Source organism: Pantoea rodasii (genome assembly GCF_002095465.1).
Classification (GTDB): domain Bacteria; phylum Pseudomonadota; class Gammaproteobacteria; order Enterobacterales; family Enterobacteriaceae; genus Pantoea; species Pantoea rodasii.
This window is the reverse complement of sequence record NZ_MLFP01000004.1, coordinates 59333-76433: the sequence shown is the minus strand read 5'-3', so window position 1 is coordinate 76433 and position 17101 is coordinate 59333. Positions and strand designations below refer to the sequence as shown.

At 55.6% G+C, this 17101-nt stretch carries 16 protein-coding genes and 1 pseudogene; 7 read left to right on the top strand and 10 right to left on the bottom strand.

The features are described from left to right. Window positions 1-48 precede the first annotated feature (48 nt). Window positions 49-663, bottom strand: a complete 615-nt coding sequence (gene lexA, locus HA45_RS06850) for a transcriptional repressor LexA (protein ID WP_100704279.1) — start codon at window positions 661-663, stop codon at window positions 49-51. A gap of 105 nt (window positions 664-768) precedes the next feature. Beyond that, a complete protein-coding gene (locus HA45_RS06845) occupies window positions 769-1137 on the bottom strand; it encodes a diacylglycerol kinase (protein WP_100704278.1) in 369 nt (122 codons plus the stop codon). A 127-nt stretch (window positions 1138-1264) separates the two neighbouring features. On the opposite strand from HA45_RS06845, the pseudogene plsB reads away from it, so the two are divergent. Further along, window positions 1265-3687, top strand: a pseudogene (gene plsB / locus HA45_RS06840) (glycerol-3-phosphate 1-O-acyltransferase PlsB). Window positions 3688-3752: 65 nt separating this feature from the next. On the opposite strand, the gene ubiA reads toward plsB, so the two are convergent. From ubiA to HA45_RS06820, 4 genes are all read right to left on the bottom strand, one after another. After that, on the bottom strand, window positions 3753-4619 hold the full coding sequence (gene ubiA / locus HA45_RS06835; RefSeq protein ID WP_205960992.1) for a 4-hydroxybenzoate octaprenyltransferase: 867 nt from the start codon (window positions 4617-4619) through the stop codon (window positions 3753-3755). A 24-nt stretch (window positions 4620-4643) separates the two neighbouring features. Continuing rightward, window positions 4644-5162 (bottom strand): chorismate lyase, encoded by a 519-nt coding sequence (gene ubiC, locus HA45_RS06830; RefSeq protein ID WP_100704275.1) that lies wholly within the window; start codon window positions 5160-5162, stop codon window positions 4644-4646. 88 nt (window positions 5163-5250) lie between these two features. Then, on the bottom strand, window positions 5251-5661 hold the full coding sequence (psiE, locus tag HA45_RS06825) for a phosphate-starvation-inducible protein PsiE (RefSeq protein ID WP_100704274.1): 411 nt from the start codon (window positions 5659-5661) through the stop codon (window positions 5251-5253). Between the two features lie 69 nt (window positions 5662-5730). Continuing rightward, window positions 5731-6429 (bottom strand): UTRA domain-containing protein, encoded by a 699-nt coding sequence (locus HA45_RS06820; protein ID WP_100704273.1) that lies wholly within the window; start codon window positions 6427-6429, stop codon window positions 5731-5733. A gap of 224 nt (window positions 6430-6653) precedes the next feature. Between HA45_RS06820 and HA45_RS06815 the strand changes: the two genes are divergently transcribed. The 6 genes from HA45_RS06815 to HA45_RS06790 all read left to right on the top strand — a co-directional run bounded on the left by HA45_RS06815 (window position 6654) and on the right by HA45_RS06790 (window position 13087). Further along, window positions 6654-7715 (top strand): ABC transporter substrate-binding protein, encoded by a 1062-nt coding sequence (locus HA45_RS06815; RefSeq protein ID WP_100704272.1) that lies wholly within the window; start codon window positions 6654-6656, stop codon window positions 7713-7715. A gap of 124 nt (window positions 7716-7839) precedes the next feature. Further along, window positions 7840-8649: an alkaline phosphatase family protein gene (locus tag HA45_RS06810; protein ID WP_100704271.1), complete on the top strand. Its 810-nt coding sequence runs from the start codon at window positions 7840-7842 to the stop codon at window positions 8647-8649. Continuing rightward, entirely contained in the window at window positions 8649-9497 is an 849-nt protein-coding gene (locus tag HA45_RS06805; protein WP_100704270.1) for an ABC transporter permease, read from the top strand. The genes HA45_RS06810 and HA45_RS06805 overlap by 1 nt, the downstream gene beginning before the upstream one ends. Window positions 9498-9500: 3 nt before the next feature. Beyond that, window positions 9501-10286, top strand: a complete 786-nt coding sequence (locus HA45_RS06800; RefSeq protein ID WP_100704269.1) for an ABC transporter permease — start codon at window positions 9501-9503, stop codon at window positions 10284-10286. Window positions 10287-10288: 2 nt separating this feature from the next. Then, entirely contained in the window at window positions 10289-11281 is a 993-nt protein-coding gene (locus HA45_RS06795) for an ABC transporter ATP-binding protein (protein WP_100704268.1), read from the top strand. A 180-nt stretch (window positions 11282-11461) separates the two neighbouring features. After that, the gene (locus tag HA45_RS06790) at window positions 11462-13087 is read left to right on the top strand and encodes a Na/Pi cotransporter family protein (protein WP_100704267.1); all 1626 of its coding nucleotides are present in this window, start codon (window positions 11462-11464) and stop codon (window positions 13085-13087) included. A gap of 61 nt (window positions 13088-13148) precedes the next feature. Here HA45_RS06790 and gntU read toward each other — a convergent pair whose 3' ends face one another. From gntU to HA45_RS06770, 4 genes are all read right to left on the bottom strand, one after another. Next, entirely contained in the window at window positions 13149-14489 is a 1341-nt protein-coding gene (gntU, locus tag HA45_RS06785; protein ID WP_100704266.1) for a gluconate transporter, read from the bottom strand. 2 nt (window positions 14490-14491) lie between these two features. Then, entirely contained in the window at window positions 14492-15028 is a 537-nt protein-coding gene (gene gntK / locus HA45_RS06780; RefSeq protein WP_100704265.1) for a gluconokinase, read from the bottom strand. Between the two features lie 140 nt (window positions 15029-15168). Then, entirely contained in the window at window positions 15169-16164 is a 996-nt protein-coding gene (gene gntR / locus HA45_RS06775) for a gluconate operon transcriptional repressor GntR (protein ID WP_100704264.1), read from the bottom strand. Window positions 16165-16310: 146 nt separating this feature from the next. After that, window positions 16311-17006 carry a pirin family protein gene (locus HA45_RS06770; protein ID WP_100704263.1) on the bottom strand — a complete coding sequence of 232 codons (696 nt, stop codon included), beginning with the start codon at window positions 17004-17006 and terminating at the stop codon, window positions 16311-16313. Between the last annotated feature and the right edge of the window lie 95 nt (window positions 17007-17101).

The following is a 17101-nucleotide window of genomic DNA, read 5'->3' as shown; positions in this document are numbered from 1 at the left end:
ACTGCGGCCAGCCAGAGGCCAACCGCAGCGGGGGAATTCACAGGGAAATCAGAGCCACTCGCCGTTGCGCACGATGCCAACAGCCAAACCTTCGACGGTCAGTGACTGCTCACGGGTATCGACCACAATCGGCTGAAACTCGGTGTTTTCTGGCAGCAGATGCACAATAGCGCCCTGCTTTTTCCAGCGTTTTACGGTCACTTCATCGTCGATGCGCGCCACAACCACCTGGCCATTACGCACTTCCTGAGTTTTATGCACAGCAAGCAAATCGCCATCCATAATCCCGATGTCTTTCATCGACATACCGCTTACGCGCAGCAGGAAATCAGCTGTAGGTTTGAACAGGTTCGCATCAACCTGATAGTGCGCTTCAATATGTTCTTGGGCCAGCAACGGTTCGCCCGCGGCCACGCGGCCAATCAGTGGCAGACCTTCTGATACTTCTTCTTCCATCAGCAGGCGAATACCACGTGATGCACCTGAGACGATCTCAATGACGCCTTTGCGCGCCAGGGCTTTCAGATGCTCTTCCGCAGCATTGGGCGAGCGAAAACCCAGCTGTGCAGCAATTTCCGCACGCGTTGGCGGCATGCCGGTCTGGTTAATGTGGTCGCGAATCAGATCATAGACCTGCTGCTGCCTTGCTGTTAACGCTTTCATCCCGCCCCCTGGTTGTTTATACAGTCGCTGTGAGTATATACAGGTATTGGCGAAATGAAAACCAAAACAGAGGGAAAAATCAGCGGTTTGACGAATGTGGAATGGCTATCGCAAATGCGACCAGAGCAGCGCGATCCAGACAAACAGCGCCAGTAAGATAGCCAGCAGCACCGCCGCTGAACCCATATCTTTAGCGCGTCCGGCCAGGGGATGGCGCTCTTGCCCGATGCGATCAACCACCGCTTCGATAGCACTGTTGAGGATTTCGATGATTACCACCAACACCACCGAGCCAATCATCAATACGCGAGAAACGGTATCCACATCCAGCCAGCAGGCCACCACAATTGCGATGAGCGCCGCTATCGCTTCCTGACGAAATGCAGCTTCATGTTGCCAGGCGGCGCGCAGGCCCTGCCAGGAATAACCGGCTGCATTCACTATTCTTTGAATACCGGTGACGTTATTTGCCATGCTAGTGGAACCCTTGGTGTGTTTTGACGTCAATGTGTGGGCAGTCTGAGGTGGAGTCGCCACAGATCTTCGTTGCGCTTTCTGGTATGCTTGCCGCGCTTTGCTAACAAGAGGCTTTAAGTTGTCTATGTCAGGTTGGCGTAAACTTTATTACAAACTATTGAATTTACCACTCTCTTTTTTGGTAAATAGTAAGGTCATTCCGACCGATCCTATCTCTGAACACGGGATCGATCCGACCCGTCCGGTGATGTACGTTTTGCCCTATGATTCAAAGGCTGACCTGCTCACATTACGGGCGCAATGTCTGAAACTTGATCTGCCCGATCCGCTGGCCCCGCTAGAGATCGATGGCACCCTATTGCCGCGCCACGTGTTTATCCACGATGGTCCGCGCGTTATCCCCTATTTCGTTGCCAATCCGGAGTCCGTGAAGCTGTTTCACGATTACCTCGATTTGCACCGCAGTAACCCTCAACTCGACGTTCAAATGCTGCCGGTATCGGTGATGTTTGGTCGAGCACCCGGACGTGAAGTTCAGGGTGAAGCGACGCCGCACCTGCGTATCCTGAATGGTATCGAGAAATTCTTCGCCATTCTGTGGCACGGTCGCGACAGCTTTGTGCGCTTCTCGCCTACCGTTTCCCTGCGCCAGATGGCCACGGAGCACGGTACCGATAAGACGATTGCACAGAAGCTGGCGCGTGTGGCGCGCATGCACTTTGCCCGTCAGCGTCTGGCAGCGATCGGTCCGCGTCTGCCTGCCCGACAGGATCTGTTCAACAAGCTACTGCAATCTAAAGCGATTGAAAAAGCGGTTGAAGACGAAGCGCGGAGCAAAAGATTTCTCATGAGAAAGCGCAACAGAACGCCATTGAAATGATGGAAGAGGTCGCGGCTAACTTCTCTTATGAGGCCATCCGCGTGACTGACCGCGTGATGGGCTGGCTGTGGAGCCGACTTTATCAGGGCATCAACGTCAACGGCGGCGAGCGCGTCCGTCAGTTAGCGCAAGATGGCCATGAGATTGTGTACGTGCCTTGCCACCGCAGTCACATGGACTATTTGCTGCTTTCCTACGTGCTTTATCACCAGGGCCTGGTGCCACCGCATATCGCGGCGGGCATTAACCTGAACTTCTGGCCAGCCGGCCCGATTTTCCGCCGCCTGGGTGCCTTCTTTATTCGTCGAACCTTCAAGGGCAATAAACTCTACGCCACGGTGTTCCGCGAATATCTGGGTGAATTATTCAGCCGCGGTTACTCGGTGGAATATTTTGTTGAAGGTGGACGCTCGCGTACTGGCCGGTTGCTTGATCCTAAAACCGGCACGCTGTCGATGACACTTCAGGCCATGCTGCGCGGCGGCAGTCGCCCGATTACTTTCGTCCCGATTTACATCGGTTACGAACACGTGATGGAAGTGGGCACTTACGCCAAAGAGTTACGTGGCGCGGCGAAAGAGAAAGAGAGTTTCCTGCAGATGGTGCGCGGATTGCGCAAGCTGCGCAATCTTGGCCAGGGCTACGTCAACTTTGGCGAGCCTCTGCCGTTGATGAACTATCTCAACAAGAATGTCCCGGAATGGCGTGATGCGATAGACCCTATCGAGCCACAGCGTCCTGCCTGGATGACGCCCGCCGTGAATGATATCGCGGCACGTTTGATGGTGCGCATCAATGAAGCGGGTGCTGCCAACGCCATGAACTTATGCGTAACAGCGCTCCTGGCATCACGTCAGCGTTCGCTCACTCGCGAGCAGCTGATCGAGCAGCTCGAATGCTACACCCAGCTGCTGCGTAACGTACCTTACTCGCCAGAAGCGACCGTTCCAGACATGAGCGCTGAAGCGCTGCTTGATCACGCCATGGGCATGAACAAGTTCGAATCTGAAAAAGACAGCATTGGCGACATCATCATTCTGCCGCGCGAGCAGGCAGTACTGATGACTTACTACCGCAACAACATTCACCACATGCTGGTGATGCCATCATTGATTGCTGCGATTGTGCAGCAGCATCGTGAAATCAGTGAGGCGGAGTTACTGCGTCAGGTCAGCCTGGTGTATCCAATGCTGAAGAGTGAGCTTTTCCTGCGCTGGGATAACTCAGATCTGCCTGGTCTGTTGAATGCACTCTGTGCAGAGATGGCGCGGCAAGGTCTGATTACGGAGCAGGAAGGTCAATTACGCATGAACCCCGTGCGTCACCGCTCGTTGCAATTGCTGGCTGCTGGTATCCGGGAAACGCTGCAGCGTTTTGCTATCACCTTTGCGATTCTCAGTGCCAAGCCGACGATTAACCGCGGTACGCTGGAGAAGGAAAGCCGCACGTTGGCGCAGCGTCTGTCGGTGTTGCACGGCATTAACGCGCCGGAGTTCTTCGATAAAGCGGTGTTCACCACGCTGGTGCTGTCGCTGCGTGATGAAGGCTACATCAGTGATTCGGGTGATGCCGATGCGGAACGCACCAACATCATGTGGCAATTGCTGGCGGAGCTGGTCACCAGTGATGTGCGTCTGACCATCGAAAGCGCGGTTACGCACGAGTAACAAAGCCTGTAAATGCAAAAGGGCGACCCTTGTTGAAGGGTCGCCCTTTTCATTGGTGCAGATAATCAGAACACATCAATAAACGGCTGCGTGTTAAGCAGCACGCCCACAAACAACACCAAACCCACATAGTTATTGTTCAGGAACGCCTGGAAACAAGGGTCACGCTCACGATGAGCAATCAGCTTTTGCTGATACACAAAGAAACCGCCCGCCACCAGCAGTGACCAATAGAACGCACCGTTCAGATTTAGCATCATGCCCACCAGGGCCATCAAACCGAGCGTTGCCAACTGCAGCAGGCCGATAATCAGCTTGTCGAAACGACCAAACAAAATCGCCGTGGATTTCACGCCAATCTTCAAATCATCGTCACGATCGACCATCGCATACTGCGTGTCGTACGCCACCGTCCAGCAAATGTTGGCGAAGAATACCAGCCAGCAAACCAAAGGTAAGGACTCACTAACTGCCGCCCAGCCCATCGGGATTGCCCAGCCAAAGGCTGCGCCCAAGACCACCTGTGGCAGATGGGTATAGCGCTTCATAAAGGGATAAACCCACGCCAGCGCCAGGCCGCCAAACGACAGCAGAATGGTCATGCGATTCATGGTCAGTACCAGCGCGAATGCCAGCAGGCCCAGCACCACAAACAGCACTTTGGCCTCTTTTTCGCTGACGATACCGCTGGCCAGCGGGCGTGAAGCCGTGCGTTTGACGTGTCCATCGACTTTCCGATCGGCATAGTCATTAATTACGCAGCCTGCGGCGCGCATCACGATGACGCCGAGCACAAACACCACCAGCACAGACAAAGGCGGCACGGCCATGCCCGATAGCCACAGCGCCCACATTGTTGGCCACAGCAGCAACAGGGTGCCGATAGGTTTATCGATACGCATCAGGCGGCGATAGGCCTGCCATTTGGTCATGGTTAAGGTTTTTTCCACGGTGCGTTATCCTTGCGCCAGCGTGCGGTAAAGCGGCGACGCCGGTAAAAACAGTTCAGTTAACATCAGCGGTTTGCCTGACAAACGCAGGCGCGAACGGCGTCCCCATAAATCATCCACCTGGCCGGGATCGATAAAGTCGCGGCTCAGCGTAGAGGAGGCAAACAGGTATCTTCCCAGCGGACGCGTGCCGAGGTTTTGCAACATCTGCTCCGGGCCATTTAACGTGCTTTCTGGCACCACGGTACGCCCAATGAGCCAGGGTTCACCATCGCCGCACAACACAATTTCACGCAGCCAAAATTGCTCATCGGCAGGCAGAAACTCAGCCTCTGACGCTATCTCATCGGCGTGGATAAAGCTCTCGCGAATCAGTTCCACCGTGACCTGCTGGCAATGCTGCTCAAAACGGCGCGTCATGGAATCTTCTTCCAGCAACCAGTCAAGTAACGGGGGAGAGAGCATGGGGGAAGTGGCTGGCAGCCAATGCAATGCGAGTAACTGGCGCAGCGCGTGATGCGACATCAGGACATCTCCGGAGAAAAAGTTGCCCTAGTTTAGCGCAGAGAGACGAGCGTGGCACTGCGGTTGTGCCACGCCAGAAGAGGATGTGCTATTCGCGCTTTAAGCGATTGCTGTTCGCCAGCCACAGCGTGACGACCAGGATCAGGATCGCCGCCGAATAATAAAGCGTATCGAACGGATTTTTATGGTCGACGATAATCAAACGAATAATCGCGGTGATACCGATATAGATGAAATAACGCAGTGGGAAGTGATACCCCGACTGGAAGTACTTCACGATCAGCGCGATAAATTCGAAATAAAGGAAGTAGATGACGATGCCTTCAATTAATAGATAAGAAGACGCCTGCTCACCGGTGCTGAACAGCACATTGGCGAGATGAATCGTCTCTTTCCCTAAAAACACCACCAGGATAACGGCCAGTGTCACCAGGCCAATATTCAGAACCCACTGCAATACCGAAGCAATAATTTGCCCCGGTGCTGATTTTGTTGTCATTTTTATGCGCCTCGAAGTACAAAACTCTCTGGGGCTATCATGCTGTAGTGTGATCAAAATCACAATATGCTACACGACAACATCCACACAGAGCGCGTCATAGCGCCAGTATTCGCAGTCGCAGTCGATGACGCGTTTATATTGGTCACGGTTGATGCGGGTGATGAGCAATCCTGGTGTTCCGCTGGCGACATTGAGTGCCGGTGCCGCGCGTGCCGGTAACGGGCCCGGCAGAATGGTAAAGCGCGCACCGCCATAGCGGATGCCGTAACGCTGATCGTAAAGGTCGGTCAGCGAGCGGGTGAGATCTTCGTCAAGCAGGCCGGGGAAAAACGCTGGATTGAGGTAATGCTCGACGTACAAAACTGCACGGCCATCAATGCGCCGTAAGCGACGAATGCGGTATACCCCATCCCCTTCCAGCAGATTTAAGTGGCGCGCAATGGCCAGCTGCGCCGGAACCTGCCGCGCCTCAATCACTTCGGTGCTGGCAATACGCCCTTGCTCCGCCGCCATGGCATGAAAATGGCTGTGATGCGATGGGTTATACACCAGACGCGGCGGCGCGAGGAACCAGCCACGACGCAGTTCGCGATAGATAATGCCCTGCGCTTCCAGCAAGCCCAACGCTTCACGCAACGTAATGCGCGTGGTGGAATAGCATTCACTCAGGCTGCGCTCTGCCGGCAAGCGTCCGCTGGAAAATTCACCGTTTTCAATGCGTTCACTCAGCGCTGCAGCAATCACATCCACCGTTTTCGACAACATCTTCTCAGCCTCATTTTGGGGCAAACCTGCACTATGACAGTTCGATGACTACAATATGACAGGCATATCCCACGCTTTAGCGCGAAGTATCCGCATGTGGAGCAGCGCGTCACGCCACATTTCACCACCACGGTCATAAAACCTTCATCTGATCGGGCTACATTGGCTCGGTTCTTGCTGGACTAGACCAAGATGTCCCACAACTTACACCCGGAGCAACCGAGATGAAAGCGTTTATCTCCTCTGTAGTAGCCAGTGCCGTACTGCTTGCGCTGCACGCCGCGCACGCCGCCGATAACGACCTCGCCGCGCTGGAAAAAGCCGCACGCGCTGAGGGCCAGGTCAACAGCGTCGGTATGCCAGACAGCTGGGCGAACTGGAAAGACACATGGAATGACATCAACAGCAAATATGGCCTGAAGCACAGCGATACCGATATGTCATCGGCGCAGGAGCTGGCTAAATTTGATGCAGAGAAAGAGAACGCCAGCGCCGATATCGGTGATGTGGGCGCCGCGTTCGGTCCGGTTGCTGTGACCAAAGGTCTGGCACAACCGTACAAACCCACGCATTGGGATCAGATCCCGAGCTGGGCCAAAGACAGTGAAGGCAATTGGATGCTGGCTTACACCGGCACCATCGCGTTCCTGATCGACAAGCAGCAGGTTAAAGATGCGCCGCACAGCTGGGCCGACCTGAAGAAAGGTAAGTATGTGGTCACTATCGGTGACGTCGGCGTGGCTGCTCAGGCGGCTAACGGCGTACTGGCAGCTAACTACGCGCTGGGCGGTGATGAGAAGAACCTGAAACCCGCCTTGAGCTTCTTCGGTGACCTGGCAAAAGAAGGCCGTCTGGGCGTGACCGATCCGGTGATTGCCAATATTGAAAAAGGCGAAATTCAGGTTGCCGTGGTATGGGACTTTAACGGTCTGAACTACCGCGATCAGATCGACAAAAACCGCTACGAAGTGGTGATCCCGTCAGATGGTTCCGTGATTTCAGGTTACACCACCATCATCAACAAATATGCCAAACATCCGAACGCCGCCAAACTGGCGCGTGAGTACATCTTCTCTGATGCCGGCCAGATTAACCTGGCGAAAGGCTACGCGCGTCCGATTCGTGCTGAGCATTTGACCCTGCCAGCCGACGTGCAGGCCAAACTGCTGCCGCAGTCTGAGTATAAAAATGCCCGTCCGATCAAAGATCAGGCAGCATGGGATAAGACGTCAAAAATGCTGCCGCGTCTGTGGCAAGAGAACGTGATCATCAATATGAAGCAGTAATTTGCACATAACGTGGCGGCGTGATTTATCACGCCAACGTAAAGCGATGATTCTGCTGATAAGTGCACCATAAATTGCGCCGCTACGCACAGTGCTTGTATTTTGAATGATGTAAGGAACGGGAATGAAAACAATCCTGGTGGTACTGGATGGCCTGAGTAATCAGGTGGCACAGCATGCGATGGGCTATCTGTTTGCCGAATGCAAACAGGGCAACGGCCAATATTACACGCTAACCTGCGAACTGCCTTCGCTGTCGCGCCCGCTGTATGAGTGCATTTTGACCGGCATCCCGCCGGTACAGAGCGGCATTATCCACAACGGCGTCAATCGCCTGAGCAATCAGCGCAGCGTCTTCCACTATGCCCGCGCCGCCGGTTTAACCACGGCCGCTGCCGCCTATCATTGGGTCAGCGAATTGTATAACCGCTCTCCGTTCAACGCCGCGCGCGATCGTCATACCGTGGCACCCGAGCTTCCGATTCAGTACGGCCATTTTTACTGGGACGACGGCTATCCGGATTCCCATCTGTTCGAAGATGCCGAGAGCCTGCGTCTGAACCACGATCCCGACTTCTTACTGATCCACCCAATGAACATTGACGATGCCGGGCACAAACATAGCCTGTCATCACCGCAATACCGCAACCGCGCGCGTATGGCCGATGGCTATCTGTCGCAGTGGATGCCCGGCTGGTTGGCTGCGGGCTATCAGGTGATTGTCACCGCCGATCACGGTATGAACGATGATCGCTCGCACGGCGGCATTTTGCCGGAAGAGACGCAGGTGCCGCTGTTCGTGTTTGGCGCAGGCTTCTCACGTCAGCCCGATCTCCAACCACAACAGACCGAACTGTGCGGCATCGTCTGTACGCTGCTGGGCGTTGAGCATGATAAACCGGTGTGCCACGGTTTGCTGGCGGAGCCGCGTTAATGAAGGGCAAAACCCTCGCCACGCTGTTACTGCTGCCGTTCGCCTTTTTCTGGGTGGCCTTCCAGCTGGCGCCGCTGCTGTGGATTGCCATCAACAGCTTCTGGAGCGACATGAACGAGCGTTGGGGTATCGATAACTACACCGATATCCTCACTTCGCCGTTTTATCTGCAGGCCTTTCGTCTGTCGCTGGATATCTCTATCTGGTCGAGCATTTATGGCCTGCTGATTTCATTGTTCGCGGGTTATTCGCTGCACCAACTGGGCAGCGGCCGCTTTCAGCGCTTCCTGATGTCGTTCACCAACATGACCAGCAACTTTGCCGGCGTGCCGCTGGCATTCGCCTTCGTGATTCTGCTGGGGATGAACGGCTGTCTGACGCTGCTGCTGCGCCACTTCGGCATGCTGGAAGGGTTTAAGCTCTTTTCGCGTGACGGCATGGTGCTGGTTTACACCTGGTTCCAGATCCCACTCGGCATTTTGCTGCTTTACCCGGCGTTTGATGGGTTGCGCAAAGATTGGGAAGAGTCTGCCGCTCTGCTCGGGGCCAGCCGCTGGCGCTACTGGTGGCACATTGGTTTGCCGATCCTGTTCCCGGCGCTGCTCGGCACCTTTGTCATTCTGCTGGCCAATGCGCTGGGCGCTTACGCCACCATTTATGCGCTGACCACCGGAAACTTTAACGTGGTGCCGGTGCGTATTGCCGCGCTGGTGTCGGGCGATATCTCGCTCGATCCAAATACCGGCGGAGCGCTGGCGATGTTGCTGGTGCTGATCATGGCGTTGATTACCGTGGTGCAGCAGTATCTGGTGCGCCGCAGCTATCTCAACGCGAAATCACAGGAGTAGAACGTGTCTCGCGCGGAAAAAATTTATCATCGCCTGGTCATTTGGCTGCTGCTGATCATTCTCGCCGCCCCGCTGCTGGCGACGCTGCTGTATGGCATCTCCACCGACTGGAGCGACACTATTCTGCCGCAGGGCTTTACCCTGAAGTGGCTGATCGAACTGTGGAGCGATCCGCGTTTCCTGACGGCGCTGGGGCATTCTCTGCTGATTTGCTTTGGCGCGCTGCTGTTCTCGCTAGTACTGGTGCTGCCTGCGATGTTTGTAATCGCTTACTACTATCCGAAACTGGATGCGGTAATGAACGTGCTGATTCTGATGCCGTTTGCCGTGCCGCCGGTGGTGTCATCCGTTGGCCTGCTGCAGCTTTATTCGTCGTCACCGCTAATGATTACCGGCACGCCGTGGATTCTGATTGGCTGTTACTTCACCATCGCGCTGCCGTTTATTTACCGTGCTATCGCCAACAATATGCAGGCGATCAACCTGAAAGAGTTGATTGATGCGTCTCATCTGCTGGGCGCCAGCACCTGGCAGGCGGCACTGTTTGTGATGCTGCCCAACCTGCGCAAAGGGGTGTTCATCGCGGTCTTGCTCTCCTTCTCATTCCTGATCGGTGAGTTTGTGTTCGCTAACCTGCTTGTCGGCACGCGCTACGAAACCTTGCAGGTGTATCTCTACAATATGCGTAACGGCAGCGGCCACTTCACCAGTGCGCTGGTGATCTCTTATTTTGCTGTCGTCCTGCTGGTCACCTGGCTGGCGAATGCCCTCAATCCTGAACGAGGCTGATCATGAGTTATTTGAACGTCACCCAGCTGAACAAAAGCTACGGCCCGACCAGCATCTTTGAAAATATCGATTTCACCGCCGATGAGGGTGAGTTTGTTACCCTGCTCGGCCCGAGCGGCTGTGGCAAATCAACGCTGCTGCGCTGCATTGCCGGTTTGACCGATGTCGACAGCGGCAAAATTCTGCTGCAGGGCCAGGATATCGTGCCGCTGCCACCGCAGAAGCGCACCATCGGCATGGTATTTCAGAGCTACGCGCTGTTCCCCAACATGACGGTGGAAAAGAACGTGGCGTTTGGCCTGAAAATGCAGAAACTGCCGGGCGGCGATATTCAGAAACGGGTGATGGAGGCGCTGGCGCTGGTTGAACTGACCGATTTCGCCCGCCGCTATCCGCACCAGCTTTCCGGCGGCCAGTGTCAGCGCGTCGCCCTGGCGCGTTCACTGGTGACGCGCCCCCGTTTGCTGCTGCTGGATGAGCCGTTATCCGCACTGGATGCGCGTATCCGTCGCCATCTGCGCGAGCAGATTCGCAATATTCAACAAGAGCTGAAACTCACCACCATTTTCGTCACCCACGATCAGGAAGAAGCGCTGACGCTGTCAGACCGCATCGTGTTGATGAACCGTGGCAAAATCGTGCAAAACGGCAATGCCGAGGCGCTCTACACTCAGCCCGTTGACCTGTTTGCCGCCGGGTTTATTGGCAACTACAACTTGCTCAGTGCCGAACAGGCCACGCAACTCACCGGCCAAACCTTCAGTGGCCAGGTGGCGATTCGCCCGGAATCGATCCGCTTGAGTGCAGTGCAGGATGGCATTCCGGCCACCATTCTCAGCCACAGTCTGCTGGGTAACGTGATTCGCTATCGCGTGCTGGCTAACAGCGTGGAGCTTTCGGTGGATGTGCTGAACCGTAGCGTGGCGGATTTGCACCCTGCTGGCATGCAAATTGGTCTACAGTTAGAGATGTCGACGTTGCGCCAGGTCGCTTAAATTTAACGAAAAATTGGCAACGCAACGCGGCAGCATTCAGCGTTAATGCAGCCTGTTCATCGTTGTCGCGGCGGCCTTTAGGCTGCCCGTGGTCGCACTCCGGTGCGCCTGCCACTTCGGTACTCACCCACGGGCTTGCAGTTGGTGCAATGAAAGTCTGAGGATAAGGAACCGCCCGACGTGTTAACCCTGCTCAATCTATTATCTGCCGTGGCCCTGCTGGTGTGGGGCACGCACATTGTACGCACTGGCATCATGCGCGTGTACGGCGCCGACCTGCGGCGCGTGCTCAGCCGCAGCGTGGAAAGAAAGCCGATGGCGTTTCTCGCCGGGATTGGCGTCACCGCGCTGGTGCAGAGCAGCAACGCCACCACCTTGCTCGTGACCTCGTTTGTCGCACAAAATCTGGTGAGCCTGACGCCTGCGCTGGTGGTGGTGCTGGGTGCCGATGTGGGTACCGCCATCATGGCGCGTATTCTGACCTTCGATCTCTCCTGGCTATCGCCGCTGTTTATCTTCTTTGGCGTGGTGTTTTTCCTCAGTCGCAAGCAGACGCGTGCCGGACAAATGGGCCGCGCCGCCATTGGCCTCGGATTGATTCTGCTGGCGCTGCAGCTGATTGTGGCCGCCGCTAAACCGATTACTCAGGCCGCCGGCGTGCAGGTGCTGTTCTCCACGCTGACCGGTGACATCATGCTCGATGCGCTGATTGGCGCCGTGTTCGCCATCATCAGCTATTCCAGCCTGGCGGCGGTGCTGATCACCGCGACCCTGACCGCCGCTGGGGTGATCTCATTCAAAGTCGCGCTGTGTTTAGTGATTGGCGCCAACCTCGGCAGCGGCTTACTGGCGATGATTAACGCCAGCGGCTCTAATGCTGCGGGTAAACGGGTGGCGCTCGGTAGTCTGTTGTTTAAGCTGATTGGCAGCCTGGCGATTCTGCCGCTGGTGAATTATGTCGCGGATATTCTGGAGAAATTATCGGTCAACGATGAAGAACTGGTGATCTTCTTCCACGTGTTTTACAACCTGATCCGCTGTCTGATCATGGTGCCCTTTGCCGAACCGATGGCGCGGTTGTGCCAACGAATGATTGCCGACGAGCCGGAAAACACCACCCATTTAAAACCGAAACATCTCGACAGCAGCGCGCTGGATACTCCGGCCCTGGCGCTGGCTAACGCCTCGCGGGAAACGCTGCGTATTGGCGATGTGGTTGAACAGATGCTGGAGTCATTCAATAAAGTGGTGCACGGCGAACTGCGTGAAGAGCGCGCCGTACGCCGACTGGATGATGATGTTGATGTGCTGTATACCGCCATCAAACTCTATCTGGCGCGCATGCCGAAAGAAGATTTGGCGGAGGAAGATTCGCGGCGTTGGGCGGAGATCATCGAGATGGCGCTCAATCTGGAGCAGGCGGGTGACATTATTGAGCGCATGTGCGCGGACGTGGCGGATAAAGCACTGCAGGCGCGGCGGGCTTTCTCAACGGAAGGTTTGGAAGAGCTGAACACGCTGCAGGAGCAGGTACTGAATAATCTGCGTCTGAGTTTGTCGGTGTTTCTGTCGAAAGATATTACCAGCGCCAAGCGTCTGCGCCGTTCCAAGCACCGTTTCCGTATTTTGATTCGCCGCTTTTCGCACGCGCACGTTGAACGCTTGCATCAGCAGAACGTGCAGAGTATCGAGACCAGCTCACTGCATTTAGGGTTGCTGGGCGATATGAAGCGCCTCAATTCACTGTTCTGTGCGGTGGCGTACACGGTGCTGGATCAGCCAGATGATGAGCGGGATGAGGATTAATCAGGTCAGAGTCGCGTGATACATCACGCCGCTGCGTAGCGGCGTGATGTATTGCGTATTTTTACGACAGCAAACTAAACGCGATCATCCCGACAATGGCACCGGTGGTGCCCAGAATGGTTTCCATCAGCGTCCAGGTCTTCAAGGTTTCACCTTCAGTAGCGCCGGTGAAGCGCCCAAACAGCCAGAAACCGGCATCGTTAACGTGGCTGATAATGATGGAGCCACCGCCGATACAAATCGACAGCGCCGCCAGCTGCGCGCCGCTGTAGTGCAGCGGTTCAATCACCGGCATCACCAGCCCAACCGTGGTTAAACAGGCGACAGTCGCCGAGCCCTGAATCACGCGGATCGCACCGGAAAGGATGAAGCACGCCAGCGCAATCGGCATGCCGGCCCCGGTAAGCGCATGGCCGAGTACCGGACCGACGCCAGAATCCACCAGCACCTGCTTGAACACGCCGCCTGCACCGATCACCAGCAGAATAATCCCCGCCGGTTGCAGCGCACTGCCACACACCTGCATCACCTTCTCTTTATCCATGCCCTGACGATATGCCAGTCCATAAATGGCCACCAGGCAAGCGAGCAGAATTGCGGTAAACGGATGGCCGATAAATTCCAGCCACTCATACAACTGAGTGCCCGGCGTGGTGAAGCGCGCCCCGATGGTTTTCAGACCCACCAGCAGCAACGGGAACAGGATCAGCGCCAGGCTGAAGCCAAACGACGGCAGCTTACCCTCTTCCACTTCAGGCTGATGATCTTCCGGCGGCGCACTGAAGCTAACGTGACGAGCAATAAAGTTGCCGAACAGCGGACCGGCAATCAACATGCCGGGAATCGCGGCGCACAGACCCAGCAGAATCATCCAGCCAAAGTCCGCGTGCATCTGGGAAGCCAGCAGCATTGGCGCCGGTCCCGGCAGCAGAAACGCCGCCGAGGCAGCGACACCGGCAAACAGCGGAATCACCAACTTCACTAAGTTGCCGTTGGTGCGACGCGCCACGGCAAAGGCAATACTGATCAGCAATACCACGGCCACTTCGAAGAACAGCGGCAGCGCGCAAATCAGACCCGCGATACCCATCGCATAGTGCGCCCGGCTCTCGCCAAATGCCTTGAGCATGCGGATAGCAATCTGATCGACCGCGCCGGTTTCATGCAGGATTTTGCCGAACATCGCGCCCAATGCCACCACAATGGCGAGAAATCCGAGCGTGCCGCCCATGCCTTTTTGCATGGTATCGGCAATTTTATCCAGCGGCATACCGGAGAACAGACCGGCACCAATCGAGACTAACATCAGGGCGACAAAGGCGTGCATACGCGCTTTCATCACCAAAAACAGCAGCAGCAGGACGGAGCCTGCTGCCGTTAACACCAGCGTTGCGGTACTCATTACTAACCCTTGTTGGTTGCTTCCTTTATGGTCGCAACCGTGGCCGCAACGACTTCATCCAGTGAATGATTAATATCAACCACCAGTACATCGGGCTCGTCGGCCCCAGGTTCTTGCAAGGTCTCAAACTGCGTCACCAGCATCTGCGGCTTAAAGAAGTGACCTTTACGCGCTTTCAGACGCGATTCGATGGTGTCGAAATCGCCCTTCAGATAGATGAACTTCAGGTTCTGATTGCCCTGACGCAGGATGTCGCGGTAGGACTTTTTCAGCGCCGAGCAGACGATAATCGAAATGGCCTGCGTGCGCTGCATGGCAAACGCCGCATCATTCAGCGCCTGTAACCACGGCTGACGATCGTTGTCGTCCAGCGGATGACCGTCGGCCATTTTCATGATGTTGCTGCGCGGATGGAGGAAATCGCCATCCAGAAATGCGGTGCTCAACTGATGAGAAACCTGATTAGCGACGGCAGATTTTCCGCTGCCAGAAACGCCCATCAGGATAAAGACGTGGTGCGATGGAGATGGCGTGGTCATGGTTTTGCGCTCCGGCAGCTTGCCTGCCAATGTTACCGATAACAAATTTGATTATCATTGTCGGAGCCCACTGCAGGACTGGCAACCCTTGTTAGGCGGAAAAGCACGAAAGTGTGAACTGACTCAAATAATCGCCAAAATCAGATGCTGCCACCTTCTGCAATTTCAAACCCCACATCCAGCGGCTGTTGCACGCTGCGATCGCCGCCAATGCGCGCCAGCAGCATCGCAGCCGATTCCCGTCCCATGCGCTCACGCGGCGTGAGCACGGTGGCCAAGCGCGGCGTCACCACTTGCGTAATGTCGTGGCCGTGGAATCCGGCGATCGCCATCTGTGACGGCACATTTAAGCCCTGACGCTGACACTCAAACATCGCGCCGACCGCCAGGTCATCGTTGGTACAAAACAGGCTGTCGGTTTCGGGATAGCGTTTCTGCGCCTCACACAGCAATTGCGCACCGGCGCTGAAAGAGGAAGCATCTTCCATCATCACGCTGTGCGGAATCAGCCCGGCTTCACGCATCGCCTTTTCGTAGCCCTGCTGTTTTTGCAAGGTACGTTCATCGAGACGCGCGCCGAGGTAAACGGTGTGGCGGTGACCTTTTTTCAGAATAGCATGCGTCATCTGACGTGCTGCTTCGACGTTATCGAACCCCACCGCCATATCGAGGCACGGCGTCACCGAATCCATCATTTCAATCACCGGAATGCCCGCCACTTCGAGCATGCGTAAAGTGCCCGGCGTGTGAGTGCGTTCGGTGAGGATCACCCCGTCAATGTTCCAGCCGAGCAGCGAACGCAGCTGTAACTCTTCTTTGTCCGCGTTGTAGCCAAAGTGCGCCACCAGCGTTTGATAACCGGCCTCATCGGTGACGGTTTCAATGCCGCGTAACACATCGGCGAACACCTGGTTGGTGAGCGAAGGCAGCAGCACGCCGATAGCGCGACTGGTGGCATTGGAGAGCATATCGGGGGCACGATTGGGGATATAACCGAGTTCATCCAGTGCTACGGCAATCTTATCGCGTAACGCCACGGAGACCTGATCGGGATTGCGCAGGTAGCGACTGACGGTCATTTTTGTGATGCCGACGCGATCGGCAACGTCCTGTAGTACCGGCCTTTTCTTCTTCATCGTATGCGCCTGAGGTCAGAGATACGATGAGTCTATCATTTTTTGTCATTTTCAGACTGTGCAGCGGCGATGGCCAAAAGCGCGCGATGAATCGCGCCGCTACATACCGCATGGTATCGGTAGCGACGCAATTTATTGCGTAAGTTTTACACCGGCGGCAAATCGAACAGCAGAATCTCTGCATCGCTGTCGGCTGTAAGGGTTAACGCGCTTTCATCCCAGATAGCCAGCGCATCGCTGGTGCCGACCTGTTCGCCATTGACGGTCACCAGGCCTTTTACCACCTGAATCCACACACGACGACCCGTTTCAACAGTCACCGCATCGGTTTCGCCTTCGGCCAACACCCAGCGCGACAAGGTCATGTCCTGGAACACTTTCAGCGATCCCTCACGCTCATCCGGTGACAGGACAAACTGGCGGCCTTTCACATCCTCAAAACGACGCTGCGCGTAACGTGGCTCAATGCCTTTGCGCTCTGGAATGATCCAGATCTGATACAGATGCAGCGGATCTTTCTCGCTGGCGTTGTATTCCGAGTGACGCACACCCGAGCCAGCGCTCATGATCTGGAACTCACCCGCTGGGATCTGCTCCTTGTTGCCCATGCTGTCCTGATGCTCCACGGTGCCAGACAGCACATAGGTCAGGATCTCCATGTCTTTATGCGGATGAGTGCCAAAACCCTGGCCGCCATCGATCACATCTTCATTGATAACGCGCAACGCCGAGAAGCCCATAAAATTGGCGTCGTAGTAATCGGCGAAGGAAAACGTGTGCCAGCTATCGAGCCAACCGTGATTGGCGTGACCGCGTTCTTCTGCTTTGCGTACGTAGATCATGTTCAATTCTCCTCAATGTTTTTACAGTGTGTGCCTGAGGGAGATCGATTGATAGCTGAAAAACTTCACGCCTCTGTTCAAAAAAGCTGAACGTT